At 36.6% G+C, this 15,903-nt stretch carries 15 protein-coding genes; 10 read left to right on the forward strand and 5 right to left on the reverse strand.

The genetic code is table 11. The features are described from left to right. Positions 1–14: 14 nt before the first annotated feature. From AABK36_RS23535 to AABK36_RS23550, 4 genes are read left to right on the forward strand one after another with little or no spacing between them, the layout of a single operon-like run. Positions 15–581, forward strand: a complete 567-nt coding sequence (locus AABK36_RS23535; RefSeq protein WP_309942463.1) for a hypothetical protein — start codon at positions 15–17, stop codon at positions 579–581. 2 nt (positions 582–583) lie between these two features. Beyond that, on the forward strand, positions 584–1,390 hold the full coding sequence (locus AABK36_RS23540; protein WP_309942459.1) for a hypothetical protein: 807 nt from the start codon (positions 584–586) through the stop codon (positions 1,388–1,390). 4 nt (positions 1,391–1,394) lie between these two features. Further along, positions 1,395–2,330, forward strand: a complete 936-nt coding sequence (locus AABK36_RS23545) for a hypothetical protein (RefSeq protein WP_309942458.1) — start codon at positions 1,395–1,397, stop codon at positions 2,328–2,330. A gap of 40 nt (positions 2,331–2,370) precedes the next feature. Next, positions 2,371–4,161, forward strand: coding sequence for a right-handed parallel beta-helix repeat-containing protein (locus AABK36_RS23550; protein WP_309942456.1), 1,791 nt, complete (start codon positions 2,371–2,373; stop codon positions 4,159–4,161). A 61-nt stretch (positions 4,162–4,222) separates the two neighbouring features. On the opposite strand, the gene AABK36_RS23555 is transcribed toward AABK36_RS23550, so the two are convergent. Then, positions 4,223–5,092, reverse strand: coding sequence for an alpha/beta hydrolase (locus AABK36_RS23555; protein WP_309942454.1), 870 nt, complete (start codon positions 5,090–5,092; stop codon positions 4,223–4,225). Positions 5,093–5,208: 116 nt separating this feature from the next. Here AABK36_RS23555 and AABK36_RS23560 point away from each other — a divergent pair, with 116 nt between their 5' ends. Together AABK36_RS23560 and AABK36_RS23565 are read left to right on the forward strand one after the other, a co-directional pair. Further along, complete coding sequence (locus AABK36_RS23560) at positions 5,209–6,120, forward strand: glutaminase (protein WP_338390362.1); 912 nt, start codon at positions 5,209–5,211, stop codon at positions 6,118–6,120. Positions 6,121–6,193: 73 nt separating this feature from the next. Next, complete coding sequence (locus AABK36_RS23565) at positions 6,194–6,913, forward strand: hypothetical protein (RefSeq protein ID WP_309942450.1); 720 nt, start codon at positions 6,194–6,196, stop codon at positions 6,911–6,913. Between the two features lie 38 nt (positions 6,914–6,951). Here AABK36_RS23565 and AABK36_RS23570 read toward each other — a convergent pair whose 3' ends face one another. The 3 genes from AABK36_RS23570 to AABK36_RS23580 all read right to left on the reverse strand — a co-directional run bounded on the left by AABK36_RS23570 (position 6,952) and on the right by AABK36_RS23580 (position 9,297). Next, the gene (locus AABK36_RS23570) at positions 6,952–7,989 is read right to left on the reverse strand and encodes an aldo/keto reductase (RefSeq protein ID WP_309942448.1); all 1,038 of its coding nucleotides are present in this window, start codon (positions 7,987–7,989) and stop codon (positions 6,952–6,954) included. 64 nt (positions 7,990–8,053) lie between these two features. Continuing rightward, a complete protein-coding gene (locus AABK36_RS23575; protein ID WP_309942447.1) occupies positions 8,054–8,566 on the reverse strand; it encodes a hypothetical protein in 513 nt (170 codons plus the stop codon). 71 nt (positions 8,567–8,637) lie between these two features. After that, the gene (locus tag AABK36_RS23580) at positions 8,638–9,297 is read right to left on the reverse strand and encodes a pyridoxamine 5'-phosphate oxidase family protein (RefSeq protein ID WP_309942446.1); all 660 of its coding nucleotides are present in this window, start codon (positions 9,295–9,297) and stop codon (positions 8,638–8,640) included. 88 nt (positions 9,298–9,385) lie between these two features. Here AABK36_RS23580 and AABK36_RS23585 point away from each other — a divergent pair, with 88 nt between their 5' ends. After that, a complete protein-coding gene (locus tag AABK36_RS23585; protein WP_309942444.1) occupies positions 9,386–10,855 on the forward strand; it encodes an aminotransferase-like domain-containing protein in 1,470 nt (489 codons plus the stop codon). A 32-nt stretch (positions 10,856–10,887) separates the two neighbouring features. On the opposite strand, the gene AABK36_RS23590 is transcribed toward AABK36_RS23585, so the two are convergent. After that, positions 10,888–12,270 carry an alanine/glycine:cation symporter family protein gene (locus AABK36_RS23590; RefSeq protein ID WP_309942442.1) on the reverse strand — a complete coding sequence of 461 codons (1,383 nt, stop codon included), beginning with the start codon at positions 12,268–12,270 and terminating at the stop codon, positions 10,888–10,890. Positions 12,271–12,660: 390 nt separating this feature from the next. Between AABK36_RS23590 and AABK36_RS23595 the strand changes: the two genes are divergently transcribed. The 3 genes from AABK36_RS23595 to cbiE all read left to right on the forward strand — a co-directional run bounded on the left by AABK36_RS23595 (position 12,661) and on the right by cbiE (position 15,777). Then, positions 12,661–13,395 (forward strand): MIP/aquaporin family protein, encoded by a 735-nt coding sequence (locus AABK36_RS23595; RefSeq protein WP_309942440.1) that lies wholly within the window; start codon positions 12,661–12,663, stop codon positions 13,393–13,395. Further along, positions 13,382–14,377 carry a VOC family protein gene (locus AABK36_RS23600; protein ID WP_309942439.1) on the forward strand — a complete coding sequence of 332 codons (996 nt, stop codon included), beginning with the start codon at positions 13,382–13,384 and terminating at the stop codon, positions 14,375–14,377. Before AABK36_RS23595 ends, AABK36_RS23600 begins: the two co-directional genes overlap by 14 nt. A 212-nt stretch (positions 14,378–14,589) precedes the next feature. Further along, positions 14,590–15,777 (forward strand): precorrin-6y C5,15-methyltransferase (decarboxylating) subunit CbiE, encoded by a 1,188-nt coding sequence (cbiE, locus tag AABK36_RS23605; RefSeq protein ID WP_309942436.1) that lies wholly within the window; start codon positions 14,590–14,592, stop codon positions 15,775–15,777. The last annotated feature ends 126 nt before the right edge of the window (positions 15,778–15,903 follow it).

A 15,903-nucleotide genomic window follows, 5' to 3' on the forward strand; every position in this document is an offset into this window, starting at 1 on the left:
TTAAGTTTAAAAATATGCCATTTAGAATTTTACTGGTAATTTTTTTATGTTCATTGGCACTTCATGATGTGAAGGCACAGTCCGATAAATCAATTGCTGAAGCTTGCAAGACTTTTTTTCAGAGAAACAATGGTTCTGAAAATCAATTTTACATTGGAGCATTGATGACGGTTGAGAGTTCCCCTACTTTTGGTGGAAATTTTTTATACTACGCTTCAAAGAAAGGAAGATTTGCCAGGAGGAGAGAATTGTCGAAAATAGGTTTTGGCGCTTCTTTTTTAATTAGCCCTCAATTCCCATATGACGCAGAAAATAACGTGCTTAGAACAAGCACGATAACAGGCCAATTAAGCTGGAGAGCTACAGGGATGTTGCATCTGATAGCAGGAGCTGGAGTTAAGATTTCCGATCATGAAATGCCGGAAGGTTTTACGGGTTTGACTATAGAGTCAAGAAGCGAGCCGATAGGAGACTTTGGAGTTTTATTGAATTTAGCATCGAGCACTAGAGTTCCGGTTTTTTTGCAATTTATGGTAAATACGGATTTGGATTTTAAAGTGGGATTAGGCTTAAGCTTTTGAGTATGAAAAAATCAATATATTTAGTTTTTGTCTTATTTCTTTTGGCTGCATGCAAGCAAAGCTATACCGTTGAGATGAAATTTCCGGTGACTAATTTTGAGATCAATATTCTTGCTGAAGAAGATGATGAATCAGTGGATGGAATAACATATGCTGTTTTTAGTATTTCAGAGGATAGTGTCTTTAGCGATCGAGACATGTTGGTTAGAGTCCCTGCAGACTACTTAAGCAATATGAAGTATTTGTCAGTGTTGATGACTGAGCCGGGTATAGTGTACATCACCTCTTTGTATTTGACAGATGCAAATGGGCTTATAAAAGCTTATGTTCCAAAACACACTTCGGAAGAAGCTGATCTAGTCAGCAGACCACTGCCCTTGAGGCTTGAGAGATTGGTTAATGAAACATATCACGAAAAAATTGAAGCCTTGCCAAATAACTTCAATGGAGAGGAAGGCAAATACATTGACGGAATATTTGAAATTGTTCAGCCGGCGGCCTTGTCTGTTGTAGCGACATATTTTGATATATCAACATCTGGTTGGGAATTTGCTGAGGGCAATCTTAAAATATCAGACAGCTCTTCGGGTAAAGTATATTATGAAGGAGAATTGATGGGTATTGGCCATGTGTTTTTCCCAAAAGGAAATCTTATTAAGGTCAATTTTACTCCTAAAGAATCAATGACTATGCAAAAAGCCGATTTAATAAGGGATTCCAACACCTTTCCAATGGAAATACAGGATGACAAGAGCGTAGTGTATGAATTCATTCATGACGATCATTTGAAATTTACTTTTAATAAATAAACATATGAAAAACCTTATTTACTCAATTTTAGCAATTGGAGCTATATTTTTATCCAGTTGTTCAAATAGCGATTTGGATGAAAAAGATACTCCAAGTCCTGTGTCTCAGATGAACTTTAATATCAACATTGATGAAGTAGAGGATATCGCATCAGCTAGTAGATCAGCGGCTACAAGCTCTGTATCTTGGTGGGGTAATGATGTTTCAGTTGTATTTGAATATCAAATTTACAATGCGAATACTGCAGTAGGCACTAGCCAAACGGTTGAAAGCAAAGGTGTATACTATGGAGATGTATTGACTATAGAGCCAATTTACATTGAAGGAGTATTTGATCAATTCGAGTTGATCTCTGCTGTTATTAAAGAGGATGCGTCGGGAAATATTGTAGCTAATATACCCCAAAAAGGTTCTAAATACGAAAGCTTTGTCTCAGAGCCTTTGGCGCATAAGTACGCTGCCGCAAATGGAGAAATCACTACTTTGAATTTGACATTTGTTGATAATACAGATATTCCATTGAAGGACTTTGGATATGTTGGCTTTGCAATTGGAAAAGATGAGATTATCACTGTTGATTCATATTTTTCTATCGCAGCTTTAAAATTTGATGGTACGGATTGGGTGTCTGCTGCTGATAGCGTGATTATTAAGGATAATGCAGGAAATGAGTTTACGTATTTGAAAGTGAATAACTCTGATCCAAATGACAAAGATGAGTTCTATGAAATATATCTTCCTAGCACATTTGATTATTTGGACCCAAATGCAAAGTCATTCACTGTACCTGATGATATTGTTTTGTATGAAGGAGGAACTGCAATTAATATTCACTCTTTTAAGGATGAAGGTTTGGGTACTGTAGAATATACAGACGGAGATCCATCAGTTGAGGCACAGATTGTAGATGATAATGTTTACACAATTATTATAAAATAATTTATTCTTAGATATGCGGACGATATTAAAATTTTTCATAGTGTTGAGTATTGTTTCAAGTTTTGGATGCAAATCCAATACTGAAATGAATTCGCCTGTTAATTTATCCAGCGAGATAAGTTTTTCGTCCAGCATATATAAAACTGACTTAGTAGGCGAAGCATTAACAGCAAGTGCTTCAAGAAGCCAATCAGTCAATGATTGGTACCCTTTTGTGGACTCTTTAGTTTTGGTTTATACGATAGATGCTTCGCCTGCTGTTAGAATTGCTCTTCCTAAGATTTCTTCTGCTACAAGTGCCGAGTTGGTGTTTGAGCCTTTGTATTTGCAAGTTCCCAGTGGATCAACCTTTGAAGTTTTGGAAGCGGGCTTGCAGGTCACAGATACTTCTTGGAGTCCAGATTGGAAAAGTGATCCTATGTACCCAATGGCTGCTATTGTCCCAAAAAAGGGTTCGTCAATGGCCAAATGGATAGACGAATCCGATGCGTTGCCAATATCAGCGATCATTGAAAATGATGTGCAGAGTTTAGCGCTTCATATGGTAGAGTCTGTCGGCTATAATAGGTCTGACTTTGGGTACGTTGGTATGGGAATATATTTGGACGCAGGACCAATTGTATTTTATTATCAAGGAGCTTTTAGCGGCAATGGAACTCAGGAAAATGGTTTGTTTTCGATTTATGATGACGCTCAAAAGTTGATTGGTGACAAAGTATATGAGCATCAATTTCCAGCTCCGGCGACAAGAGTCGTTGTGGAATCTGATCCAAATGCTCCTTCGAATTCGATTCCACTATATTTTGATTATTCCGACCCCGTAATTTATGAAATGAAAAAGTGGAATGCAGCTTTATCTACTTGGGTTTTAGAAAGCGAACCATTTACAGCAATTACAGGAGAGTATTTCAAATTAGAAATCATTCAGAATTTGGATGTGGTTTATGTGGACGGTAGCAAGCCTAGTTCTGGCAATGGTTTAAGTTGGCTGGAAGCAAAAAGAACGATTCAAGAAGGTATAGATTTGGCTTTTCAAAAAACTGTAGCTGAAGGCAAAAAGTATCAAGTGTGGGTGAAAAGCGGAGTTTATTCATTCACAGGCAGAGATAACTATTTGGTTTTAAGGACAGGTTTAGAAGTTTACGGAAGTTTTGCTGGAAATGAAAACTCTCTTACCCAAAGAGATTTAACTGCTTATACAACTTCTATGGTTGGTGATAACACATTGAACGGACCGATTATTAAAGCTGATGGACTTGATAGCGAAACTTTATTGGATGGCTTTTCAGTAAGAGGTGCCAATGGAAATAGCGCGCTTGACATTGATAATTCGAGTTTGACTGTAAGCAATGTTGTTTTCCGAAATAATTTTACAACAGATCGTGGGGCCGCTGTTCACATAAGTAATGGCTATCCTCAATTTGTAAATTGCGTTTTTGAAAATAATTCAGCTAGGGTAGATGGTGGAGCAGTATTCAATGACAGAGGTTTTCCTAAGTTTGAGAATTGCACGTTCAATTCAAACTCTACGTATTTCAATGGTAGCGCTATTTACGTTCGCTATGATAATTTGGAAGTTTTGAATTGTACGTTCCTGCAAAATACAACAGTGTATAGTGGGTATGCTGGAGGTGCTATATTCTTAAGCAATTCAAGCTTGAGGCTTACAGGCACAGAATTCAAGCGTAATAATCGCTATGCTATATCCAGCTCTAATAGTGCCAACGGATTTATTGATGGAGGAGGCAATTGTTTTGGTACGGGAGTAGACGCTAATTTGCCGACTAATGTCAATAACCTAAATAATGTGAATATCGGAAACTGCCCTTGATCATAAGGATTATTTATAGAAATAAAAGCTGGCAGGTAATATAAACTGTCAGCTTTTTTATTTAGTTCATAAAGCTCTTATTGATGAACTTGAGACCGTTGACGATTCCTGTTCGCCAGTATTCCCAATCATGTCCACCATTTCTCATGATAAATTCATGCTCGATTCCTCTTTTTCTCATAATGATATGCATCATTGAATTCCCTTCGTATAGGAAATCATCATCTCCGCAATCAAAATACCATCTTACTTGATTCAAATCATTGGGGTTTCTGTTCGTGAATACATGTAAAGGGTTGCTTGTTTTCCAGTTGGAGGTAATTCTTTTTTTACCTTTTAGATCATCTCCAAGCATATCTCCGAACCGTTCATTGAAAGTAGTTTGATCCAATGAAATCAATTGCTCATCTGTCCAAAAAGCTCCGCTTAGAGCGACTGAAGAACCGAATAAACCAGAATGGTTAGTGCTAATCATCGTTGCGCCAAAGCCTCCCATTGATAGACCAGCGATTGCTCTGTAGCTTTTTTCAGTTCTTATGCTATATTCATTTTCAATGTAGGGGATGAACTCATTGATGAACATGTCTTGGTAGCTCCATTTTCCATTTGAAGCATTTAGGTAATAGCAATTCCCTGCGTCTGGCATGATGATGATGCAAGGACTTAACTCTCCTGATTCTATCATTCTATCGGCGGTCTGTTTGATAGCTCCTTTTTGAACCCAATTGGTATTTGATCCAGTGTAGCCATGTAACAAATAGACTACTGGATATTTCATCTTTGAAGAATTATAACCTTCAGGCAGATAAACACTATATTTTACATTTGAATTGAGTATCTGGCTCTTATGTTCCAGATCTTCTAGAACGATGCTTTGGGAAAATGAATAAAAAGAAGAAATTGTAAGCAGTAATGTTAAAAAATATTTCATATTTTATTGATAAATTTATGTGGACGATTTGCAAATTATAATATCTAAAAACTTTTTTTGTTGGATTAGATTCATACTATAAAGTCATTAATATACATTTTTTTGCCATGAAAGACATCAATTATCAATCGGTATTGGATGAAATTATACACGAACTGGCTGAGTTTGAAGACAAAGGAGAGGTCGCTAGTTATATTCCAGAATTAGCGAAAGTGTCTCCTGAAAAATTCGGCGTTTACATCACTGGAGTAGAAGGACAGGAGTGCTATACAGGTGATTATCAAGAACGTTTTTCAATTCAGAGTATTTCAAAAGTTTTCGCATTGGCTTTGGCATTCAAGAATATGGGTGAAAGTCTCTGGAGTAGAGTAGGTGTTGAACCCTCAGGAGATCCGTTTAATTCATTGGTGCAGTTAGAGCATGAAAAGGGTATCCCGAGAAATCCATTGATTAATGCGGGGGCTCTGGTAGTATGCGATGTTCTAATCAGTATTTTCAAAAATCCTAAAGATGAATTATCTGCTTTTGTCGAAAATTTGATGGGAGGGCCTGTTAATTTTAATCTTAAGGTATTCCTATCCGAAAAAAAACACGCTTATGTGAATGCAGCGCTTATTAACTTGATGAAAGCCTTTGGAAATATAAAAAATGATGTAGAAGAAGTATTAGACTTTTATTTCTATCAATGCTCTATGGAAATGTCATGCCAAGAGTTGTCCAAGGCATTTTTATTGTTCGCCAATAAAGGGAAGATTCCTTTGACAAACGAGCAGATGATTAAAGAAATCAATTCTCGGAGAATAAATGCTATCATGCAAACTTGCGGTTTTTATGACGAAGCAGGTGAATTCGCTTACAAAGTTGGATTGCCCGGCAAGAGTGGAGTTGGCGGAGGTATAATTGCAGTGAATCCCGGTATTTATTCTGTGGCTGTTTGGAGTCCGAAGTTGAATGCAAATGGCAATTCAGCTAAAGGGATGAAATTTTTGGAAATGCTTAGCGCAAAGACGGGCTCTTCAATATTTTAAATTTAATATTTATATTTATACTAAACAAAATGCCTTTTTTTTGGTCAAGATAATGACATTATATCTTATCATTATGAAAGGCATTATTTTATTTATTTCTCTATTTTTTACTGTTATTTCAACAAAGATCTATGGGCAAATTGAGATGGATAGCGTTGCAGTAGCTAAAGATTCAATTAAAGTGGAAAAGGAGGATCATCAGCTTCAGTTGTTTATTTACAGCGGATTGCAAAATTATTCGATTAGTTCTGCACAAAGCAAAACGAATGACAATAAATACACTATTGGCGTAGATAAATCAAATGGCTATGGATTCTTATTAGGAACTTCAATCAAGTATGGAGCAGTTCGATTTGGAATAGAGTTCACTCAGTATGAATATGATTATTATGTAAAAGGTAGTCAGGGTGCTTTATCTACAAATAATAATAAACTATACAATATATCATTTCCATTGAAAGTAGATATACCTTTAGGTTTTGTGAAAAATTTAAATCTTGTGGCTGGCGCTGGTGGTAGAATTTCTATTATTGATCACAAAACACTTTATGATGTTTTACCAAAAGACGATGTTGCCATCTTAAATGAGGATATAGGTAATAGTTTCAGCAATTTTAGCCCCTTTATGTTATTGGGAACAAGTTATGCTCTAGGAAATTTTGAATTAGAATTTGATTTTATTTATTCAAGAGTTGTCGCTTATAAAATTGATTATTTAGGAAAAAATTATTTTGACAATAGCACAATTTATCAATTCAACCTTTCTATGGCTTATACTTTCAATTTCAAATAAAAATTCCGCTGAAGAATACCTCAGCGGAATCTAGCATCTTAAAATACTATAGGATATTTTTTTCTGACTTCGGAAAGGTCGTTCATCACATCATCAGACAACTTTAAATTGATAGCGTCAATATTGCTTTTTAATTGATCCATCGTTGTGGCGCCTATAATTGAAACTGTTTTGAAAGGCCTTTGAAGCGTGAACGCTATCGACATTTGGGCAAAGTTCAAATTGTGTTTTTCAGCTACTTTTTCATAGGCTATAATAGCGCTTTCACAATTATCTGTTTGCCTCCATCGAGCGCCTTGACTAATGTCCAGTCTTGAGCCTTTAGGATATTTTCCGTTTTTGTATTTTCCACTAAGCAAGCCAGTGGCCAATGGCGACCAAGCAAGCAAGTCGACACTTTCAGCCGCGCAAACTTCCGACAAATCCGGTTCGAATTTTCTGCAAAGCAGTGAATATTCATTTTGAATAGAAACAGGGCTTTTTAGATTGTTTTTCTCAGCAATTTGAAGATACTTCATGGTTCCCCATGCAGTTTCGTTGGAGAGTCCGTAATGTCTAATTTTTCCTTGAGCTATAAGCTCTTCCATCGTCTGAATAACTTCCAGAATATGATCGCTTACTTGATTAGTATCAAAGTTAACTTGTTCCTTGAAAAAGTTCGTAAACTGGTATACATGTCGTGTTGGCCAGTGTAGTTGATACAAGTCAATGTAATCTGTTTTAAGACGTTTTAATGAACCTTCAACAGCCGATAGAATGGCTTTTTTGTCATATGGTTTTCCATCTCTAATCCAGTCTACTGTTGGTCCTGTAACTTTTGTCGCTAGAATAATCTTATCGCGACAATTTCTTTGGCTGAAGTATTCGCCAATGATTTCCTCTGTTTTTCCTTGAGTTTCTGGTTTGGGAGGCACAGCGTATAATTCTGCTGTGTCAAAAAAATTGATACCTTGCTCTTGAGCGTAATCCATTTGCTCAAACCCATCTTCAAGCGTATTTTGCTCTCCGAATGTCATTGTGCCCAAGCAAATTTTGGATACGTTCAAATTGGTTTTCCCAAGATTGCAATATTCCATTAGGTTATTTATTTGTTAGCTATAAGCAAACTATGACAAATTTCCCTCAGGAACAATCTTTTTATTATTTAATCGCAGGTGGATTATTCAATGTGTTGACTTGATATATTCTAATCTGTCGATGTTTTGATTCCAATACCCATTCCTCGTAATATTGCTCGTCTAATGTCCCTTTTTCAACATCTTCAAATTCAGCTACCCATCTGTAGTTGACAAAAACCATCCATCCCTGATCTTCTGAGCCATCTACTTGGATACTTTGAATATAATGCTTGCCTTTGACGACAGATTTTTTATACTCTCTATACCATTTTCTGAATTCACTTTTCTTATATATACCTCTTCCTGTAATTCTTACATTTTCGGTCATGTAGGGAAGCAAATCTCTTTTTGCTCTTCGATGATCGATATTCGCGTACCATTGGAAGATAAATGCTTTGATATCGTTTGGACTAAGTTGTCTTCGCTCTTGTTTTCTTTCTTTAGTTTTCTCCTTGTCACCCGCATAAGAAATATTGGCGCAAAGAAATGAAAGAAAAAAGATAGTTATGATTTTGGCAAAATATTTAATGTTCATATTTCGATCTTTTTTCACATAACTATCTTTACTTGTGTAATGTTGCCAACCTTGTTTTGAAATGCTAATTATCAAGTATTTTGCATTTCAAATAGTTCTGACATATATTCCGGCAAGTTGATTTCCGGAGAGCAGTATTCAGCTCTTTGAGGATTACCGTAATGAGTGGAAGTCGGAATAATACCAGCCCAAATCGCTAAATCCAAATCCTCTTTATTATCTCCCGGGTCGGTTTTATCATTTATCTTGGCAACGAAGTATTCAATATCAATGGCCATGACTTTAGTAGCCTTTAATTCATTTTCATTGGGAAATCTGGAGTCTTCCCATCGTTGCTTAAGCATATGGTCTGAAATTGCTTTGAGGCCTTGAATTTTTTCATCATCGTTTTCCACATCTCTAGTCGATCCAAAAATCACCGCCGATCGATAATTAATGGAATGATGATAGGCGGATTTTGACAATATCAGTCCATCCAATGATGTGACAGTCATTGAGGCATAATTGTCCTTTATATTTGCGTTCATAAGTCCGTTTTTTTGAGCGCCATGGGTATAGATGGTTTTGCCTATTCTTCCATAGGCTCTTGGCAATACGACAGGGATATCGCCTCGCATGCTTACAAAGTGGCCAATGAAGTTGTCGTCTAGAATTTTGGAAATTTCATTCCAGTCGTGAGTGGATTTATGCTTTCCTCTTTTTACTATATGCGCTTGTTCTTTACTTTCCATTGGTATTAATGTTTTAATTATAATGTAAATTTGTTTAATTACTGGTCAATTCATCTATACCAATTTTAAGAAACTGACTATACCAGTTATGCCGTTTGAACAATTAGTTACAATAGATAGAAACAGTGGGGACTCTTTGCATTTGCAAATCCAGAAACAGATCATCAGCATGATATCCTTCGGTATATTGAGCAAAGGGATGAAACTTCCTTCCACTAGGTTTTTGTCTTCAAAGTTGTGTGTGAATAGAATGACATTAGCTCTCGCTCTTGACGAGCTTGAAAGTCAAGGATGGCTTTTTAAAAAAGAAAGAAGCGGAGTATTCGTGTCGTATAACTTGCCAGAAATTAATCCCAAGCCTTTGGATAGTATAGAAGCAAATCATTTTCAAAATGAAAAGTGTGGATTTGTTATTAAAAACAAAGCTGATTATATCAGGCATAACTCCTCTTATTCATTTGCGCATATTTTGGACGAAGGCCTGCCTGATTCAAGGTTAGCGCCTATGAAATTATTAGGACAGGAATATAAAAGCTTGCTGACTAGCATTGGAAAGCCAAAATTGTTTGGTTATGCCTCCCCTTTAGGAGATGAAATGCTGCGGTCAGAGCTTTCTATATTTTTGAATAGAACCAGAGGCCTGTCAAGAAAAATGGAAGAGATCGCAATTGTAAGAGGAAGCCAGATGGCTTTGAGTCTGCTATCAAATTTATTGATTGAAAAAGGGGATTTTATCGCCGTTGGACAGAGTAATTATCTTGGCGCTGACGCAACTTTTCAACATGCTGGAGCATGTTTGGAGCGTATTCCAGTGGATAAAGAAGGAATGGATATAGATGCTCTCGAAGAGGCATGCAAGAAAAAAACAATTGTAGGAGTGTATGTTACTTCGCATCATCATCATCCAACTACGGCAACATTAAGTCCTGAGCGCAGATTGAAATTATTGAACTTAGCGGAAAAGCACAGTCTTTTTATTTTGGAGGATGATTACGATTATGATTTTCATTTCAAACGAAGTCCATATTTGCCATTAGCAAGCTTGGATAGAAATGGTCATGTAATATACTTGGGAAGCTTTACGAAAATGATAGCTCCAGCTTTTAGAGTAGGTTTTATTTCAGCGCCAAAAGAGTTGATTTCCTTGATCGAGAAAGAAAGAATAATGTTAGACAGGCAAGGCGATAATGTTTTAGAACGATCGATTGCCCATTTGCTAAGAGATGGTGTTATAAGCAAGCATATAAATAAGTCTGTAAAAACGTATCAGAATAGAAAAATCTCATTAATCAACAGATTGGAAGAGGAGTTTGCTTCATTTTTCAACTTTAAAGAGCCGAATGGCGGAATGGCTGTATGGTTGGAAAGTAAAAACGGGGTAAACTTGCAAAAAGCGAAATTAAATATGGCCAGAAAGAATTGGCTATTGCCTGACTCGAATCATTTCAATTTTTTTGGACTTAATGATTGGGAAGGCATACGTTTAGGATTTGCTTCGCTTAATGAAAATGAAATGTCCGAAGGATTGGATGCTTTGTGGATGTCATTGAAAAAATAAAGCCATCTTCATGTGAAAATGGCTTTGACAGATTATTTATGCTTAATGATTTCTCCTTGCTTCAGACGACGGAAATAGTCTTTGGTGGCTTCTTTTACCTTAGGGGCCAATAGTATTCCTGCTGTTACTGTCGGAATAGCCATGACCGCGTATGAGCCGTCGATTAAATTGATTATAACGTCAATGCTGAAAATAGAACCTATGATAATAGCGACGATATATATGTAGTTGTAAATGAAAATGTATTTTTTCCCAAAAAGGAATCCCCAACATTTATATCCGTAGTAATTGAATGTGAATAAGGTTGTCATCGCGAAAATGGCTACGCATAATGTCAAGACATAATTCCCATATCCAGGCATAGCGCTATTAAATGCCGAAGCGGTCAACGATACGCCGTTCATTTCCGAGGATTTCCAAACGCCAGTGATAATGATGGCCAAGGCTGTAAGCGTGCAAACAATTATTGTATCGATTACTGGGCCTAGCATAGCTACGAGGCCTTCTTGCACTGGCTCGTTCGTCTTAGCTTCTCCGTGCATCATTGGCGCTGTGCCTATGCCCGCTTCATTTGAAAATGCGGCTCTTTTCGCACCCGTTATTATTATGCTTCCCAAAGCTCCGCCCAATACTGATTTGGCTGTGAAAGCATCTTCAATGATCAACATAAAGCTCGCAGGAATCTGAGAGAAGTTGGATAATAAAATATATAAAACGGCGATCATGTAAATGATTACCATGGAGGGTACCATTTTGGAAGCAACTTTAGCGATTCTTTGCAATCCACCGAAAATTACCAAACTTACCAGTCCCGCTATCATCGCTCCGATGATAATCGAAGAAGAGATAGAGCTTTCACTTATCACTCCATTGGGAATTAATACCAAATCCCTGACTACTTCGGTAAGTTGATTAGCTTCAAACATAGGCAATGTGCCCATTAAACCAGCGATAGAAAATAAATACGCCAGCGGATGCCATTTCTTCGATAGTCCTTCAGTGATAATGTACATAGGCCCGCCTTCAACATGGCCATCTTTTTCAGTTTTACGATACATCACAGAAAGCGTGCAGGTGAAATACTTCGTAGCGACCCCAAGCAAAGCGCTCATCCACATCCAAAATAGAGCTCCTGGCCCTCCTGTTGAAATAGCCAGAGCCACACCGCTAATATTACCCATGCCGACAGTAGCCGCTAGAGAACTTGCCAATGCTCCAATGTGTTTTATTTCTCCGGGATCATTGGGGTTGTCATAATGCCCTCTTAGCACATTGATTCCATGACCGAAGTGTTTGAAAGGTATAAATTCTGAATAAACAAGGAAAAAGAATCCTCCCCCTAAGAGAAGTATTAATATGGGAGTGCCCCACATGAAGTCGGCGAAAGCCGCAATAAAATTGCTAATAATTTCCATTTACAATTTTTGGTTATAAAAGTGTTTAAACTGAGACTATGATTTTAGTCATGGGTTATTAGTAGTAACATTGGACAGGCGCAACTATTACTGCGCCCTTGTATTTACGAACTATTTAAATGAAATATTGTATGAAGAAATCTATACTTTAAAAAAAATGTATAATTAAATAGGGTATTGCAAGCTAGAATTGTATAAAAAGCAAGAATATAAATGAGAAGAATGTATTTGGGTTAGATATAATTTGAAATTTATGTTCTGTTTTTGATTTTGGGTAAAAGTGTTGATTTTCCAGTCAACACTTTTTTTTTATTTACAACTTCATTCTTTTTTCATTGATCTCAGATGTGAACACTTAATCACCGTTTGTGTTTAATGAAAAAAAACAGCATGAGATCAATTGTCTCTACTTTCAAGGAAAATTATAAACTCTATTTAATGGAAGCTTTAGGGCTTGCGTTTTTTATGGTATCTGCATGCTTTTTTTGGGCCCATCTGGCATCTCCGGATTCTCCGTATTCAGCCCTGGTTCCAGCCTTGAATCACAAATTGTATATCATGGGCTTTGCAATGGGAGTGACTGCGTTGATTATATTTTATTCGCCGGTAACAAGCCCATCGGGAGCTCACATCAACCCTGCGGTTACGCTTACGATGTTCAGATTGGGTAAGATTAACTTGACGGACACATTCTTTTATATTTTGTTTCAATTCATAGGAGGTTTGCTCGGTGTTGTGATAATGAAAGTGATTTTGGGTAAGATGTTGATCACAGCTCCAGTTACTTATGTTATCACTGTTCCTGGTAAATATGGCGTTATTCCAGCGGCCATTACTGAATTGACCATAGCATTTATCATGATGTGCATGGTTTTGTTTACTTCGGATTCCAAAGTCTTGAAAAACTGGACTAAAATAATTGCAGGAGTATTAGTGATGTGCTATGTAATTGTTTCTGGACCTATTTCGGGTTTTGGTATGAATCCCGCTAGAACATTCGCAAGCGCTTTTCCAGCGGGAGTTTACTACTCTTTTTGGATATACATGTTTGTTCCTATAGCAGGAATGTTGATTGCTAGTGAATTCTATCTTCATGTAAAAAAACATAATAATGAAAAAGTTTAAATATGTCATCACGCTAGTTGTTGTTTTATTTGTCGGAGCCTTTGAATCGAAGTCTCAAAATGTGATTACAGTAAAACTGCCTGTTTCCGACATGGAGAGAAGCTTGAAGTTTTATCAAGACGCATTTGATTGCGAAGTTGTATCTGATAAAATATACCAAGGAGATGAAATCGAAGCTATTGAGCAAATATTTAATTGCGTGATTAGAGAGGTTGAGTTAAAGTTAGGAGAATCATCATTAACGTTAAAGCAATTTTTATCGCCTCAAGGAAGACCAATTCCATTTGATGCAAAAAGCAATGATGTGATATTTCAGCATTTGGCAATAGTTGTTAGTGATATGGATAAGGCTTTCGACAAGTTGACAAAGATGAATGCAGGGCGGATATCCAATGCACCTCAAACCTTGCCTAAATGGAACAAAGCAGCTTCGGGAATTTCCGCTTATTATTTTAGGGATCCTGATAACCATCCATTAGAGTTAATCTATTTTCCTAAAGGTAAGGGAAAGTCAAATTGGCATGCGAAATCCAAAAAATTATTCATGGGTATTGACCATACCGCAATTGCGGTGATTGATACTGATACAAGCTTGAAGTTCTATGAGGACTTTATTGGTTTGAATGTGTTGGGAGGAAGTTTCAATTATGGCAAAGAGCAAGAACATTTGAACGGAGTTCGATATTCTAAAGTTAGAATAACGGGCTTAGCGAGCGAAAATGTTGATAGACATTCAGGGGTAGAATTTTTAGAATATTTGCGACCGGAAGGTGGAATGCTTTATCCCAAGGATACTCAAAACAATGATTTCTGGAATTTGCAAACGATCATAGAAGTACCGGATTTGGAAAAGCTCTACAAAAAAGCACAATTTAAAAAAATGAATGTTTCTGAAGAAGGTATTATAGCATTTGATGGACAACGGTTTTTAGAGCTAAGAGACCCCAATGGTCATCAAGTTTATTTAGTTCAAAAAAAGTGATTTGATGCAAATGATTTGAAAGTGAATGAATGTGAGTTTTTACTTCTCATTAGCAATGGATTCATAGTGTTTCAAAGATTAATATTTATATATTCGCCAGATTGCTAAGCAATTTATTTTTTTACGGAGAGTATGATCATTTTTGGAAAATAAATATCCATAAAGTAATATTTTTCGTTTAATTTGGACAAACAAATGAAAGGGAATTAGATATGGGCCAAATCAATGTAGTCGGCATTACTGCGTCTGACGACAGAAATTTTAATGAGGAAGTAAGGTTATTAGTGCAGAAGAATAAAGTTTTTTTTGGCAGCGAGAAGCAAAAAGAATCGGTAAGGGATTTATTAAGAGAAGATTACCAGTGGAATCTTTTGGATAATGAAAGAGATATTTCATTGGATCACATCTTGAAAGAGAAAGAAGATATAGTGATTTTCACTTATGGAGATCCATGGTTTTATGGTATTGGCAGTTATTTACTTGAAAATGTTTCCAAGGATAGAATTCAAATTTTTGCCCAAAAAAATATCATATTGACTTTATGTCATAAAACGTACACCAATTACAATCGCTTGACAAATATCAACCTTAGTGGTTTGGGCTGGGAGGTATTGGATGAAGTTTTGCTGGATCAACGTTCATTGATAGGGATTTTGACAGACAAAAATTATTCGCCGGACCAAATTGCGAATCGTATGCAGGATTACGGTTATGATAATTACCAAATGATCGTTGGTGAAAATCTGGGCGTGGAAGGAGAGCGTATTCGACATTTGGAAATACAGGAAGCCCAAGACCTGAATTTTAAGGAATTGAATTGCGTATTGCTTCAAAAGAAATATCATAAGTACCATGATTTTGGTATTGCAGACTTGGATCTGAAAGGAATGCATGGGAGTCGCAATCAGATCACCAAGATGCCAGTCAGGCTTACTGCTTTGCATGCATTGCACCTTGAAGGCAAATCATGCCTTTGGGAAGTGGGTTACGGCACGGGATCATTAAGTCTTGAAGCTAAAAGACAGTTTCCAGCACTGAAAGTCATTGGTTTTGAAAGAGAAGAACAGTGTCAGGATCTATTAATAAAAAATGCTCGGAATTTAGGAATCCCGGGGGTGAAATCTATTATCGGTGATTTTTTAGATTTGGATTTATCCGAACTGCCTAGGCCTGACGCTGTATTCATAGGGGGACATGATAGAAATGTAAAGTCGATCCTTGATAAAATACATCATTATCTTAATGACAACGGGATGATTGTTATTAGCACCATTGATAACATTTCTAGAGAGTCATTTTTTAAGTGGGCGGCTGAGAATAAATATTCTATTAATTATCAAAGTTGCATAAAAGTTGATGCGTATAATGCAGTGGATATAATTTCTTGTCGAAAATCGTGATTTGTATAATTATTTATAGAAGTCTAAGATGTTTTTAAATATTCAAGGGGGGATAGTCCTATTATAGTTGTAGAAAAATTAAAGGATAGCTTATTTAAGGACAGAATATAGATTGAGTTTTTTGTC

The organism is Aureibacter tunicatorum, assembly GCF_036492635.1.
Taxonomy (GTDB): Bacteria; Bacteroidota; Bacteroidia; order Cytophagales; family Cyclobacteriaceae; genus Aureibacter; species Aureibacter tunicatorum.